This window comes from Nemorincola caseinilytica (assembly GCF_039540515.1).
In the GTDB taxonomy this organism is placed as follows: Bacteria; Bacteroidota; Bacteroidia; order Chitinophagales; family Chitinophagaceae; genus Nemorincola; species Nemorincola caseinilytica.
The window spans coordinates 230,485-244,746 of record NZ_BAABFA010000024.1 but is presented as its reverse complement, the minus strand read 5'-3'; the positions used below and the strand labels follow the sequence as shown (position 1 = coordinate 244,746).

Here is a 14,262-nt window from a genome sequence, read left to right as displayed (position 1 = left end):
AACACCTCTCCTGCCGCCTGGCATAGCATTCCTGCGCCATCCTGGATCGGCTATGAAATGGCGGCTCTGCCATGTGTAGCTTTTGTACGCAACCGTGCCGTGGCCAGGCCACAGCCAAGAAATACACACTATATACAAGATTGGGTCTGAAGCGTGAAAAAGTACCATTGTGTTGCTGCTACTTTGCCATGCGAACAACTAAAAAAATGACCTTTTTATGAAAAGAACTATCAGTTATTCTCTTGTTGCGGCAGCACTGTTATTTGCCAGTTCTACAATGGCACAGGACGAGCAAAAAAAAGCCGATGCCAAACCTGATGAAGGTATCACCTGCGATGTTCATAAGAAGAACATAGGAAAGATCCTCTTCTCTAACGACAAGATAACGCGAGGTAATATGAACAATGAGAGTGTGTATAAAAGCACGTTCAATGTGGGCGACATCATATACGGGCGCTTCTACCTGGCCAAGGGGCTGAACAAGTACCTGCTTTTCGACCAGGGGTATTTTTATGAGAACGAGTCGAGCGCCATGGGCGGCGGTGGCAGCTGGGCCGAGGCATACTACATAATGAGTATAGACGGCAAACCATATAACGACAAATACCCTGTAGTGTATAAAAGCGAATACCCTGTAGACAAAGGCAACCACCAAACGACCGGGCAAACGCGCATAATACCCAATGCCGCCGACGGAGGCGCTGTGCGTGAAGTAACGGATGCGCTGAACGCGATGAGCGAAGGCAGCCACCAGGTGCGCATAGACATGTATGGCGGCGCATACCAGAGCCGGTCTACCAAAGATCCTATAGCCACCGGCACCTTTACACTGGTAAAGGCCAAGGGCGCTACCGCAAAAATGGGAAAAACGTTCGAGGACCTGCCCGCAGGCATGAAAGATGCCGAGCTGGAAGCCAAAATGCTGAAAGCGGCCCAGAAAAAAGCCACCGACGAACACTGGAAAGAAAAACCGATGAAGGTGAAGATATCGTCGGAGGACTGGGATGTGCGGAGGAACGAGCTTACCGGTGTAGTGCTGAACCGTGTGATACGCGGCAATGTATACGCCATATGGCCCGACGGCCACTGCGGCTACCTGGAGATGTCATTTGTGCAGAACCACGATGGCACCAACTTTCAGAATGCGCTCTACTACAATTCTATAGGCGGTCAGTACGACCTTGACTGCAGTAAATGATATCCTGACGGGAGATATACCACTTTAGCAGGTAAGAAGGAGGCCGGGAGACCGGCCTTTTTTCGTTATCGGGTATGCGTAATGAACTTGCGGTAGGTAGGCTCGTTGTGCAATTTGAAGCCTGCCTTTATGTATACGGGTTCTCCTGCAGGCGTGGAGTGCAGCTCGAACGCAGTGATACCGCGTTCTACACCCGTGGCCAGCAGCCTGTCCATAATGGCAGATGACAGGCCACGCCCACGGTACTGAGGCAGGGTGTATACATTCATCACATATCCCCACCGGCCCGATGGGTTCTTTATATTGCCCGGCCCTACCCTTACCACCAGGCCTGCGATAGATACCACTACACCCTCGTGCGTAGCGTACCAGCATATATAATTCCTGTTCACCTCGCGCGCGAAGTACTCTGTGAGGCTTTCGCGAAGTGTGGCCTCATCGGCCGCTACCTGTGTACTCGCCAGTTCCTCGCCAAATTTTATGCGGTATCGCAGTATGATGTCTACATCGGCCTCGGTGGCCAGGTGATACTCTATGTTATCCATATACGGGAATAGACCTTTTAAACGCCGGTGGCCTGTTATTTGTTGTGCGATCGCCGTTCTATCTCTGCCAGCATATCTTCGCGGCCGATAGCTGACCGGTATCGAGCGTATGCCCGGTGAGGGCGAACCCGTTCCTGAGGTAGAAGCCCAGTGGCGATATATAGGGTGTGCCATTTAGTTTTTTGTATGTATCGAGGACCGATACCCAGCCGTTCAGCGATAGCTCTGTATCCTTCAGCCTATCTAGCATACGGGTGCCGTACCCACGGCCATGCATACTGTGATCTATGATGATGGCGAACCATTTCTCCTCATCTCTTGTGAACGTCATGGCCCATCCCAGCACCGCTCCTGTAGCGCTTATGAGCAGGTAATGCAGCTTATCGGCCAGGGCATCCATATACGCATCGAAAGCAGCGATATCGGCATAAGCCAGTATGGCCGGGTATTCGTTGTTCCAAAGGTCCAGCACAGCCTTTTTATCGGCGCCCAGAAGCCGGGTAGCAATATTTATCATCATAGGCAAGGGGTACCAGTGATATAGCTAAGATAACAGATCTTATGCATTAAAACTTCAGCGAGAGGCCATCATATGCCAGGTGCATACCTGCAGGCAGGGTATTTTCCACATCGGAATGCAGGCCCAGCTGGTGACTGATGTGTGTGAAGTAAACATTGGGCACACCCGCCTGCCGGGCCACCTCTATGGCCTGCGATAGTGTATAGTGGGATATGTGTGCCTCATGCCTGAGGGCATTGAGCACCAGGGTATCGCTGCCCTTTATCTTTTCCATCTCCTCGGGCGCTATATAGTTGGCATCGGTGATGTAGGTGAACTTGCCTATGCGGAATCCCAATACCTCAAGGTGATAATGCTTCACCCGTATGGGAGTGATATGCAGGCCATTGATGCTGAAAGGCTCTGTGGGCGATATGGTATGCATATCTATCTGCGGTATGCCGGGATAGGACACCTCGGCAAAAATGTAGCGGAACTCGCGGCGCAGGGCCTCCTGCGTCTCTTCGGTGGCATATACGCCTATGGCGTTCTTCTGAAAGAAGTTGTAGGGGCGAATATCGTCCAGCCCGGCTATATGGTCTTTGTGGCCGTGGGTGAACACAATGGCATCGAGCCTGCGCACACCGGCACGCAGCATCTGGTAGCGAAAATCGGGGCCGCTGTCTATAACTATGCTGGCCCCGGGCGCATCTATCCATATAGCGCTGCGCAGGCGGGTATCGCGGGCATCGGCAGAATTGCATACAGGGCAGGGGCACCCTATGAAGGGAACACCCTGTGATGTGCCGGTACCGAGGAAGGTGACTTTCACAGCTATATGTCCATTTTGGTTTGTACCGGCTGGTCGTTGCCACCCGGTGGGGCTACATTCAGCTGTTTGTACCATTTCAGCGTTTCGCTGCTGAGGGCCTCTTCGTTCACGGTGATATTGTGCAGTATCTCTATAAGGGCATTTATGCGGCCCTCTACATTGAAGAACTTGTTTATGACCACCACCCTGCGCTCCTCCAGTATGCAATACCCGCTGTTGAAATTGCCTTTTTCGTACCGTATCATATAGCCTGTCTCCTCGAAAAGCTCTTCCAGTTTCTTCAGTGTGTTTGGTGTATATTTGAAGCTCATTAGCCTGGCTGTTTCAATGAATAAAAGTAGAGAATTCGGAGCATTTCCAGCCATCATTGTTGTGTTATTAATGTTTTTTTGCAGCCGTTCCTATGCCCAGATAAGCGAGGATGCCGATGTGTATACCGACAGGATACGCGTGATATCGGTAGGAGGTGTGATAGGGGCCAATTTCTGCCAGGTAGATGGCGACGCCTATGCGGGCTACTACAAAAAGGGGCTGAACATAGGCGGTATAGGCTATGTACGCGTATACAGGTCTATGGCGGTAAGCTTTGAGCTGCTGTATACCCAGAAGGGGGCCAAGGACAACGGGGCCCGTTTTTTGCCTACCGACAGCGCTACCCTGCTGGTGAAGTACAATATAAATGCACCCTATGTAGAGATACCCGTGATGTTCAACTATTTCGACAAGCATAAGAGCCATTTCGGGGTGGGAGCAGCATACAGCAGGGCGCTGAACATAGTGGAGAAGGCCGATACATACCCCGCCAACATGGTAGATGTAACGAAATACCCCTTCAAAATGAGCGAATACAGCCTGCTGGCCAGTGCGCAGATGCATGTGTGGAAGGGGCTGTTCTTCAATGTGCGGTTCCAGTATGGGTTGTCGCCCATGCGTACGGTATCGCCGCCTGAGGTGGCGCGCGCGCAGAAGCAATACAATAATCTGTGGACGGTGCGGGTGATGTATATATTCTTGTAGTACCTGTAACTTAGCGATATGTATAGACAGTACGGGCAGTTCTATAAAGATCGGGCTATGGCCGGCAAGAGATATATGTGCCGTATACTTACCGTATGCACACTGCTGGTGCTGGCCGCACCTATGCGCACCCTGGCGCAGGATAACATCTTCGATGAGTACCTGACCTTTCATGGTGGGCTGGTAACGGGTGTAAACTTCTCGCAGGTGGATGGCGACAACTTTGCAGGCTACTCTAAGGCAGGCCTGAACGTAGGTGGTATAGTGTACTTCAATATGGACCCCGAGCATGTGAAGGGCAGCCTGGAAGTACTGTACACACAGAAGGGCGCACGATCGAAGGGGATGCCCTATACCGTAGCGCCGGGGCTGTATATAACCAACTACCGCATAACGCTGAACTATGCCGAGGTGCCGTTTATGATCAACTACTTCGACAGGCATATGCACCACTTCGGGGGTGGGTTCTCGCTGTCTTATATAGGTACTAAACGAGAGAACATAGAATTCAGCCCGGCACAGCCGCTGGTGAACCTGGACGACTACCCCGTGAACAAGACCGACCTGAACATGCTGGTAGGCGGCAGCCTGCACTGCTGGAAGGGCCTTTTCTTCAATATGCGGTTCCAGTACTCGCTGCTGTCTATCCGCAACAAGGTGCCTGTGAACTATGGGCGGAGCCAGCAGTTCAATAATATGTGGACACTGCGGATGGTGTATCTTTTCAAATAATTGTTCTGAACCCTGATGCAAAGGATGGGAAGATGGCCATGACCCTATATGTCCATCATGTGGCAAATATGCAAGGTAAAGCTGCAAACATGTAGTGGTCTTGCATGTAAGGCATAAGAACTTTACAGCAGACCAAAATATGCAGCTATGATACGGTATGCAGCTATAGTATGGGCCTTCCTGTTGGCCTCAATGGCATTTGTATGTGATGCACAGCCTTTACGAACGGTACCATCGGTAGATGTGAACAAGTATGCGGGTAAGTGGTACGAGATAGCATCCTTCCCGCAGCGGTTCCAGAAGGGATGCCACTGTACCACGGCAGAGTATGAGCTGTGCGACAGGGGCTATGTGATAGTACACAACCGGTGCCGCAAAGATGGGCCGAACGGCAAGGTAAAGGAAGCGTGGGGAAAGGCCTTTATACAGAAGAATAGCGGTAATGCCAAGCTAAAAGTGCGTTTCCGCTGGCCATTCAGCGGCAAGTACTGGATAATAGACCTGGCAGACAACTATAGCTATGCGGTAGTGAGCCACCCGAACAAAAAATATCTATGGATATTATCGCGCTCGCCACAAATGAGCACCGATACCTACCAGGCCATACTGGCACGGCTGGAAAAGAAGGGCTTCGACCTGGAAAAACTGCGCAGGACGGACCAGGTGTGCAAGTGATCGGCTTATACTTTCTTTAGACGACCGTGCGTTGCACGCACATCCGTTACATCCTCGTCGCAGACGAGGAAGAGTAAAGCTGTTTTTCTTTTTGATTTTTCCTTTTTGCTTTAGGAAAGCAGCCTCTGCCTCATAGCCTCATACAATACCATGCCGGCTGCTACAGACACATTTAGGGAATCGAAGCTGGCGGCCATGGGGATGCGTATGAGCTGATCGGCACGTTTGAGGACCTCTTTGCTGATACCGGTATCTTCTGCACCCATTACTACGACGCTAGGAATGGTGAGGTCGCTCTCGTATACGGGTACACTGCCCTTCATTTGTGTGCCGAGTATCTGGATACCATTGAGCTTCAGGACGTCCATGGCTTGCTGTACCGAGGGTGTGCGGCAGAGCAATATCTTGCGCAGGGCACCGGCAGATGTCTTGATGGCCTCCTCGGTAAGGGAGGCGGCATGCGAGGTGGGCAGTATGAGCGCCTGCGCCCCGCAACAGAGGGCGCTGCGGGCTATGGCCCCTACATTGCGCACATCGGTAACACCATCCAGCAGGAGAAAAAGAGGTGTTTCGCCCTTTTCTACCACATGCGATATACCCGCCTGCAGATCGACATAATGCAGCAGCGAACCCCATGCCACCACGCCCTGGTGCTGAATGCGGGTGAGGCCATCGAGTTTTTCGGCAGGTACCTGGCTGATGGGGATATTGAGGTCGCGGGCCTTTTGTTTGATCACACCTATCTCGGGCCCGGTAGCGGTGCGCAGCAGGAATATCTTTTCTATGGCCACGCCCTGCTCTAGGGCTTCCATAACAGGTTTGCGGCCTGCAAGCAGGGGCAATGAGGGCTGGCGGGGTCTCATGCTGTAAACGTACGATAAAAAAACGAGACCTCTCCCGGAGTGGAGGTGGGATGTTCGTGTTATCTATTAAGCTCCATTTCCTCTCGCAGCATGGCAGTGAAACGGGCCGCACCGGTGGCATTGAGGTGGTCATCATCGCGAAAGTGGTGGACGGCATAGGTGGTATCGGTGAGATGGTCGATGTAGCGTAGATGGTATTTTGCAGCCATATCGCTAAGGGCGCGCGACACCCGGGCACGGGCAGATGGCGGTAGCTGCCGCAGATAGGTACGGTATACAGGGGCACAGACCAATACAATATTTACTCCCCTGCCCTGGCACAATTCTATGATCCCCTGCAACCTTTGCAGGTTGATCGCGGGGCCATCGGCGGCACGGAAAGTATGCTTCATGTGAAAGGAGGTATCTATGCGGGCAGTATCGTAATGCAGATGGGAAAATCGTGTACCGGTATCGACCCACATAAAACCTAAACGAGAGATAGACGCAGGCAGACCATGGCCGGCGAAGGAGTGAAAGAACAGCATCAAACACTGGCGGGTATCGGCCGCTACCAGGGAATGATGCGCCAGCGCAGCCCCGGGCGACATATAGTCTATACCATATAGGGCATGGTACATGTTAGTGTTCCAGCTATCTGGCTGAAGATCGTAATAGAAACGGTGGGGCGATACCTCTATGACCACAGTACGCAGGCGGGGCAACTTGCCTATGACCCGCAATAGCAACAACTGATCGACATGCAGCGGCTGGCCGCCAAGGGCCAGTGTGGCAGCAGGGTTGCCTAGGGCTGCGGGGTCTATAGCATCCTGGGCGTGCGAATCGCCGAGGATGAGGATCTCTATAGTGGCAGCATGCTTTTGCACATATGCCATGCGGGTGACAGCCGCAATGTGAGTACGGCAATACACCTCGGCAGCTATGAGCAGCGCCAATACAGGGCTTACAAATAACATTACCTTCCATATGGCCTTGCCGTACATGGCAATGAAAGTACATAAAAAAGTCCCTCCCGACCCTGCCTGCGGCAGGCAGGCTCCCCCAAGGGGAGGAGATGGGAAGAGCTAATGCTCTATCGGTATTTTATCCATCAGAGGGCTGCGAGGCTATCGGCAGCGGCCTGTATGGTATGGTCTATATCGGTATCGGAAAGTGCGGTGCAGATGAACCATGTCTCATAGGCCGATGGTGGCAGGTAGACTCCCCTGCTGAGCATCTGGTGGAAGAAACGGTTGAACGTGGCATTGTCGGCAGCGGCAGCATCGGCAAAGTTGCTCACCGGTCGCTCGCTGAAGTGTATGCTGATCATAGAACCGAGCCTGTTGATGACGTATGGCCTGCCGCTCTTGGCCAGCACACTGTTCAGCCCTTCGTGCAGGGTGCGTGTCTTTTCTTCAAGGGCGATATAGATACCGGGTTCATCGCGCAGGGTCTTCAGCATGGTGTAGCCCGCTATCATGGCTATGGGGTTGCCACTGAGGGTACCTGCCTGGTACACATTGCCCAGTGGAGCTATGCATTCCATTATATCGCGGCGGCCGCCAAAGGCGCCTACGGGCATGCCACCACCTATTACCTTGCCATAGGTGACCATATCGGCACGGATGCCCAGGCGTTCCTGCGCACCGCCGGGCGCCAGGCGGAAGCCGGTCATTACCTCATCGAATATGAGTACTATACCCTCGCGGTCGCAGATGGCGCGCAGGCCTTCCAGGAAACCGGGCCGAGGTACTATGCAGCCCATATTGCCCGCTACGGGCTCTATGATGATGGCCGCTATCTCGTCCTTGTTGTTCTGCACCAGTTGTTCTACCGCGTCTAGGTCGTTGTAAGGGGCAGTGAGGGTATCATTGGCAGCACCGGCGGTAACGCCGGGTACGGTCTGTATATTGAAGGTAGCGAGGCCACTGCCTGCCTTTACCAGGAAGGCATCGGCATGGCCGTGGTAGCAGCCCTCGAACTTGATGAACTTGTTGCGGCCGGTATAGCCACGCGCCAGGCGCAGGGCGCTCATGCAGGCCTCAGTACCGCTGCTTACCATGCGTACCATATCCACATTGGGCGCCATGCCTATGATGAGCTCGGCCATATCTATCTCCAGCTCGGTAGGGGCGCCATAAGATGTAGACAGCTCGGCCCGCTGCTGTATGGCGCGTACCACGGGCTCGTAGGCATGACCGAGGATGGTGGGCCCCCAGGAGTTGATATAGTCGATATACTGCTTGCCGTCGGCATCGTAGAGGTAGGCGCCCTTTGCCCGCTGCATAAAGATGGGTGTACCACCCACACTGCGAAAGGCACGCACGGGAGAATTGACGCCGCCGGGTATGCTGCGCTGCGCACGCTGAAATAACTGCTCGCTTGTATTGCTCATTTTAAGTAGATATGGTTTTGTAAAGGGCTGCAATTTCCGAAATAAAAACGGGCTGCCGAAGCGGTGTTTTGTAACAATATTGTAGTTTGTATAGTAAACAAGGAAATACGCATTGTGAATATATTAACAGCACAAGAGATAGAATGACAGTGGGTTTGGCATATTAGTTGTTCTGCAGGTACCTATCACACAATTCATTTTTATTCACTAATCTTGCAAAAGATCACTCATTTGTCTATGAAATGTACTTACGCATTGCTGCTGGCCGCCGTGCTGGCAGGGCCTGCTACCTACGCCCAGCGCGGCGGATATGGTGGCTTTCAATACCGCTACGACAATATGCAGTACGACAACAGCGTACTCTCTATATTCTCTGAGAACGGTGAACCGTTCTACCTGGTACTGAACGGCATGAAGCAGAACCTGGTGCCGCAGAGCAAAATAAGGGTGGAAGCGCTGCCCAAATACCAGAACGATGTGCAGATAATGTTCACGAATGGTGCGCCACCTATACGCCGCACTGTGAATATAGCCGACCCCATAGATGGCCGTGCGGTGAACCTGACGCTGAGGATATCGGGTGGAAGGAGCGGGATGAAGCTGAGGTTCCACAGGATGAACGAGTGCGACCGCAACTACCGTGGCCCGCGCGATGAGTATGTGATGTACTATGGCAAACCACAGCAGGTGAACACTGTGACCGAGACCAGCTACATGGACCCCATAACAGGCCAGTGGATAACCGAGACCACTACCACTACTACTACCGACAATGGCTATGGCGGCGGCTATAACAATGGTGGATATAATAATGGCGGTTATAACAATGGCGGCTACAACAATGGTGGCCGTGGCGGTAATGGCGGCTATACACCACCGCCACCTCCTATGCCTGTAGCCATGGACATGCGCACCTTCAATGATGCGAAGAACAGTATAAACGGTGCATCTTTCGAGGATACGAAGCTGTCTACGGCAAAGACGATATTCGGCGCCAACTATATGACCACTACCCAGGTGATGGACATATGCAGGCTGTTCTCTTTCGAGAATACAAAGGTAACATTCGCGAAATTCGCGTACGACCGTTGCGTAGACCCGCAGAACTACTTCAAGGTGGCATCTGTGTTCGACTTCGATGCCAATAAGAAGGCACTGAACGACTTTATAAGCAGGGGTGGCCGATAAGGCTTTGTTGCTTCCTGATATTTATACACAAGACCGCTCTTTTGGGGCGGTCTTGTTGTTTTTGGGTCGTATATTGTATTCGGCCGGTTGAGGATGGGCTGATATATGTGAGGCGGAGCGCTTCTTCGGAAGCGAGACGCTTCAAAAAGTATAGGACGAAGCGTCCCGCTTCGTCCAGGAAGGGAGAAATATTAAAAAATTATCCCGTTTGGCGTAGTCTCCGACTACGTCATAGCGGCGATCGATCTCCAAATCGACGAAGCAACATATCACCCGTTCGGCGTAGTTTCTCAAAGATAAAATATTGTCCGGCGAAGTCGCCGTTTGGCGTAGTCTCCGACTACGTCATAGCGGCGACCGATCTCCAGATCGACGAAACAACATATCACCAATACGACAGATCCACCATGCCATTTACATTACAAAACAATGCCTTTGCACTGCTGTAGACGTAGTCTTCCTCTCGTTCTACCCATCCTGCCCGTAAAGGGTTCTGATGAATATACTCTAGTTTTTGTCTGAAGAATTTTTCCGTACTAATGTACATCGCATGATTTGCGTGGCTCCACACCTGATACTTGCTGTTACGTTCATGCTGTGATGCATTCCACTCGAACCTGTGCAACATCCATTCACGTCGGCTTTCCGGCTCGGTTCTTATTACTTCTAAAATAGTGCGGGCTGTGAACTTTTTAAAGTCTCTGATCGTATCAGATAATTTGCCGGTTTTGCTTTGCGCAATAAGATGAATGTGGTTGGTCATTATCACATATCCAAATACACATAAACCCTTTTGTTTTATACAGTAGTTCATACTGTCAATAACGATATCCCTGTAAGCCTTGCGTGTAAATATATCCACCCAGTCAACCACCGTGAAAGTGAGAAAATACATGCCATATTGATCATCTATCTGATAACCCGTGCTCATGACTGCAAGGTAGAGAATATTATATTTCGTCGATCTGGAGATCGCCCACCACCATGACGTAGTCTCCGACTACGTCAAACAGTATACTCTTCCTGGTCGAAGCGTCCCGCTTCGTCCCTGATATTATGCAAGTGGGACGCTTGCGTTCATATAAAGACAACGGCCACCCTTTAGCAAGGATGGCCGCTGTTGTATCATTCTACACCTCCACTACTTGTTGAAGATGGTACACTTCATCTGGAACTGCAGGTAATCGCGGTCTATGTATTTACCACCGGGCACAATGACGCCGTTCACACCCTTGCGGTAGGCCACGCCTGCCTTTATACGGTTGGTAAAGGCATATTCGGTCTTGCCTACGAAGCCCACATCGAATGTAGGCGCCACGGCTATGTTCTCGCGGTCTACTATAGAACGCTCGGGCCTGTGGTCCTGCAGCATGGCCTGGAAATCGGGGCCCATACCTATAGACATGCGTTTTGCCAGTTTTACACCAACACTAGGGGTTATCTGCGCATAAGACAGGTTGTAGCTTACATCCTGTGTCTTGATGACGCGTACCTGGTTGTTGACGGGCTGTGTGGCCACACCGTCTGATGATACCTTGGATGCCGAAGAGACCTTGGCCTGTATGCTGCCCATGCCGCCGCCCGATGTAGCACCGCCGCCTACTGTCTCTATGGACTCTACCTTCGTGCGCTGCACATTATCGCTGCTGGCAAATGCTATATCGCTTTCTATGTATACCTTGTCGTTTATCATCTTGCGCACGGTAGCGCCGGCCATATAGCCGCTGTTATTGTTGCCCTGGTTCACACCGCCGGAAAGTATAACAGAGAAGTTCATCTTCTTGCGCACGGGTGGCTGGGCTTCCTCCTTGCGGAAGGTATGCATAGGCTCCTGTACGGCAGCTACGGCCTTTTTCTCTGGTTTGGGTGGCTGCGCCTTCGCAGCTACTGGTGGCGTAGCGCTATTGTATACCTCGGCATCGTACCTGTTGCCAGAGTGCTGCTGGTTAGCGGCCACAGATGTCTTTGTCATCTGGTCCAGCTTCAGACCTATGCCATTGCCGGCGGTAGTGGATGGCTGTGTTGCAGGCCTTGCGGTATTGCGGGCATGCGGGGTACGCGACCTCGAGGGCGCAGGGCGTTCTGTCGCCTGGTAGTTGACAGAGGGTACCATGGCCACTACTTTATCCTCACGTTCGCGGGGGGCATTGAATTTGCCTGTTGCAGCATAGCCGCCACCGGCCGACGAGCCATCGGGCACGCCGAACCTGAGCAGCGAGGTAACGCCCATGGCCAGTGCCACAGATGCGGCCATACCCGCTGCGGGCATCCACAGCCACATGAGCATACTGCGTTTTTTGGCAGGCCCATCCATTCGCTCTTTGAGCCGTTCCCAATTTGCGGGATCATACGCGAAGTCGTTCTGTTCGAACTTCTGCCTGATCAGTTCATCAAATTCTCCTGGCTTCATACGTTATATTATTATTTTTATCACTTTTCAATATCTTTTTCTGCAGCAGATTCCTTGCCTGGTGCAGATGCCAATGCGAGGTACCCTCGCTTATATCCAGTTGTGCTCCTATCTCTTTATGGTTGAACCCGTCGAACACGAACAGGTTGAACACGGTGCGGGTCATGGCGGGTAATGTTTGTATCATGAGCACCAATTCCTTGAATTCGATGTTGTCCAGCCCCACATTGGTCACAGAAAGATCGCTTTCCTCGGCAGGAATGGCACGCACATGCATGGCCATTTCCTCTTTCAGTGATGTGCTTCTAAGGTAGTCGAGGCATGTATTTACAACTATGCGCCGCATCCACCCTTCGAACGAGCCCGTATTTTTGAAGTTATCTATCTGCGTGAACACCTTGAGAAACCCATCATTGAGCAGTTGTTCAGCATCTTGCATATCCTTAGCGTAACGGGAGCATACCTTAAGGAACTGGCTGTAATAGGTCCTGTAAAGATATTCCTGTATCGCCCGGCTTTTTTGCCGGCACCCAGCTATTATCTCTTGTTCAGAATATGCGGGCATAAGGCGCAACATAGGTGAAATAGTACTAGTAAATTACCAAATATTCTTCATAACGTCAATTTTTATCGGTGCATCTTCACACCCTGCCACTGAATAAAGATGATAGGTGTTCATAAGGGCTGATAAGGTTCGGGATATATAGGTCATGTGTTATAGGTCTTATCGGTCCTTAGGTCATAGAAATATAGAAAACTCAATATTTAATATCCAAAATAATGATGACAAAGAACTTATAAGTGGGTGCATCAAGATGAAAAAGGCGCCTTTTTACTGCTTAAAACTAACCACTCACATATATAGACGTAAAATGGTGCCGGTATCTTGGGTATATCTAATAAAATTTTTATCGCCATGCATTTTATCCCCTACAGACTCACCCCCAGTTGTATGCCGCCATAGCGGAAGTCGCTGCCTGTACTGAAGCGGCGGGTAGAGAAGGCCGTAAAATACTCGAGATATATCCCCCCGAAACTCACCACCAGCCCCATGCGGCTGCGGAAAAGCAGCCGTGAAACATTCTCTGTCACAATAGTGTAGGCACCGGTATGGCGGAACATGCCACCCTGCAATGTGGCATCATAGGCACAGAACGACCCTACAGGAGCGGCATAACCGTACACAGAGAAACGGGTATCGGCGCTGCCACTGCGGAAGGGCGACGAGAAGTACCCGGCCATGAGGGTGAGCCCCGCGCCAAGGCTGCTATTGAGGGTACCGGCATGTGCACGGGCATTGCCGCTGAGCATGAGGTAGCGCCCGTATGCCCATAGCTGCCGCTCATAGAGGATGCCGTAATTGAGCACAAGGTCGTTCTGTAGCTGGTGCTGCCAGCCATGGGGTATCAGGTTGTCTAGCTGCTCGTGAATATAGGTCTGCATCTGGGCTGCCTTTGCCGCGGGCCCTATCACACCCGCATGCACCGAGGTAGATACCCGCTGCGGCCACTGCCTGTCTATAGCAATGGCGAAAGCCTTTAGCATAGCCACACCGGCAAAGGGCTGATCGCCATAAAGTATGTCGTCACTGCTGATGCTGGAGGGGGTATAGGCATTGTGCTGGAAGCCGATGCCATAACGGGTATCGCTGAGCAGAGGATGTACCAGTATGCGACGCAGAAAGCTATGTCCAAGTGCAGGCGAGACCACTTCCATATCGAAGCCCTGGGTATAGTACTGGTCCCGGGCAGCAAAGAAGTCGTTGTCGTAACTAAGGCGGAAATAGCGGTGGCTATTGATGTGGCGATCGGCAGAGAGGTTGTCGATACCCTGCCCCTGTGCAAATAGGGGACGGCAAAGAAGTATGGCGAACATACCTCCGCTCAGTATAGCTCTCATAGGCCTTCGGGAGGGTTAGAAAAGAGAATA

16 protein-coding genes are annotated in these 14,262 nt (G+C 51.8%); 5 read left to right on the top strand and 11 right to left on the bottom strand.

Features of this window, described 5'->3' with window-relative positions; translation table 11 throughout:
- Window positions 1–217 precede the first annotated feature (217 nt).
- The gene (locus tag ABD843_RS15725) at window positions 218–1,198 is read left to right on the top strand and encodes a hypothetical protein (protein WP_345085304.1); all 981 of its coding nucleotides are present in this window, start codon (window positions 218–220) and stop codon (window positions 1,196–1,198) included.
- A 65-nt stretch (window positions 1,199–1,263) separates the two neighbouring features.
- Here the strand turns inward: ABD843_RS15725 and ABD843_RS15720 are convergent, their stop codons facing one another.
- The 4 genes from ABD843_RS15720 to ABD843_RS15705 are packed head-to-tail and all read right to left on the bottom strand — an operon-like array spanning window position 1,264 to window position 3,385.
- Window positions 1,264–1,743: a GNAT family N-acetyltransferase gene (locus tag ABD843_RS15720; protein ID WP_345085301.1), complete on the bottom strand. Its 480-nt coding sequence runs from the start codon at window positions 1,741–1,743 to the stop codon at window positions 1,264–1,266.
- A gap of 58 nt (window positions 1,744–1,801) precedes the next feature.
- Entirely contained in the window at window positions 1,802–2,263 is a 462-nt protein-coding gene (locus tag ABD843_RS15715) for a GNAT family N-acetyltransferase (RefSeq protein WP_345085298.1), read from the bottom strand.
- 46 nt (window positions 2,264–2,309) lie between these two features.
- Window positions 2,310–3,074: an MBL fold metallo-hydrolase gene (locus ABD843_RS15710; protein WP_345085295.1), complete on the bottom strand. Its 765-nt coding sequence runs from the start codon at window positions 3,072–3,074 to the stop codon at window positions 2,310–2,312.
- A gap of 2 nt (window positions 3,075–3,076) precedes the next feature.
- A complete protein-coding gene (locus ABD843_RS15705) occupies window positions 3,077–3,385 on the bottom strand; it encodes a hypothetical protein (RefSeq protein WP_345085293.1) in 309 nt (102 codons plus the stop codon).
- Window positions 3,386–3,455: 70 nt separating this feature from the next.
- On the opposite strand from ABD843_RS15705, the gene ABD843_RS15700 reads away from it, so the two are divergent.
- The 3 genes from ABD843_RS15700 (at window position 3,456) to ABD843_RS15690 (ending at window position 5,498) form a co-directional block, all read left to right on the top strand.
- The gene (locus tag ABD843_RS15700) at window positions 3,456–4,091 is read left to right on the top strand and encodes an outer membrane beta-barrel protein (protein WP_345085290.1); all 636 of its coding nucleotides are present in this window, start codon (window positions 3,456–3,458) and stop codon (window positions 4,089–4,091) included.
- Window positions 4,092–4,148: 57 nt separating this feature from the next.
- Window positions 4,149–4,823, top strand: a complete 675-nt coding sequence (locus ABD843_RS15695) for an outer membrane beta-barrel protein (RefSeq protein WP_345085287.1) — start codon at window positions 4,149–4,151, stop codon at window positions 4,821–4,823.
- 147 nt (window positions 4,824–4,970) lie between these two features.
- A complete protein-coding gene (locus tag ABD843_RS15690; RefSeq protein WP_345085284.1) occupies window positions 4,971–5,498 on the top strand; it encodes a lipocalin family protein in 528 nt (175 codons plus the stop codon).
- Window positions 5,499–5,608: 110 nt separating this feature from the next.
- Here the strand turns inward: ABD843_RS15690 and rlmB are convergent, their stop codons facing one another.
- The 3 genes from rlmB to hemL all read right to left on the bottom strand — a co-directional run bounded on the left by rlmB (window position 5,609) and on the right by hemL (window position 8,735).
- Entirely contained in the window at window positions 5,609–6,361 is a 753-nt protein-coding gene (gene rlmB / locus ABD843_RS15685) for a 23S rRNA (guanosine(2251)-2'-O)-methyltransferase RlmB (protein ID WP_345085281.1), read from the bottom strand.
- A gap of 59 nt (window positions 6,362–6,420) precedes the next feature.
- A complete protein-coding gene (locus tag ABD843_RS15680) occupies window positions 6,421–7,344 on the bottom strand; it encodes an SGNH/GDSL hydrolase family protein (RefSeq protein ID WP_345085278.1) in 924 nt (307 codons plus the stop codon).
- 107 nt (window positions 7,345–7,451) lie between these two features.
- Complete coding sequence (gene hemL / locus ABD843_RS15675) at window positions 7,452–8,735, bottom strand: glutamate-1-semialdehyde 2,1-aminomutase (RefSeq protein WP_345085275.1); 1,284 nt, start codon at window positions 8,733–8,735, stop codon at window positions 7,452–7,454.
- Between the two features lie 237 nt (window positions 8,736–8,972).
- On the opposite strand from hemL, the gene ABD843_RS15670 reads away from it, so the two are divergent.
- A complete protein-coding gene (locus ABD843_RS15670; RefSeq protein ID WP_345085272.1) occupies window positions 8,973–9,923 on the top strand; it encodes a proline and serine-rich protein 1 family protein in 951 nt (316 codons plus the stop codon).
- Window positions 9,924–10,308: 385 nt separating this feature from the next.
- Here the strand turns inward: ABD843_RS15670 and ABD843_RS15665 are convergent, their stop codons facing one another.
- The 4 genes from ABD843_RS15665 to ABD843_RS15650 all read right to left on the bottom strand — a co-directional run bounded on the left by ABD843_RS15665 (window position 10,309) and on the right by ABD843_RS15650 (window position 14,232).
- Window positions 10,309–10,854, bottom strand: coding sequence for an REP-associated tyrosine transposase (locus ABD843_RS15665; RefSeq protein WP_345085269.1), 546 nt, complete (start codon window positions 10,852–10,854; stop codon window positions 10,309–10,311).
- A 210-nt stretch (window positions 10,855–11,064) separates the two neighbouring features.
- Window positions 11,065–12,333: a hypothetical protein gene (locus ABD843_RS15660; RefSeq protein ID WP_345085266.1), complete on the bottom strand. Its 1,269-nt coding sequence runs from the start codon at window positions 12,331–12,333 to the stop codon at window positions 11,065–11,067.
- The gene (locus ABD843_RS15655; RefSeq protein ID WP_345085263.1) at window positions 12,314–12,898 is read right to left on the bottom strand and encodes an RNA polymerase sigma factor; all 585 of its coding nucleotides are present in this window, start codon (window positions 12,896–12,898) and stop codon (window positions 12,314–12,316) included. The genes ABD843_RS15660 and ABD843_RS15655 overlap by 20 nt, the downstream gene beginning before the upstream one ends.
- A gap of 365 nt (window positions 12,899–13,263) precedes the next feature.
- Window positions 13,264–14,232, bottom strand: a complete 969-nt coding sequence (locus ABD843_RS15650; RefSeq protein ID WP_345085261.1) for a lipid A deacylase LpxR family protein — start codon at window positions 14,230–14,232, stop codon at window positions 13,264–13,266.
- Window positions 14,233–14,262: the final 30 nt, after the last annotated feature.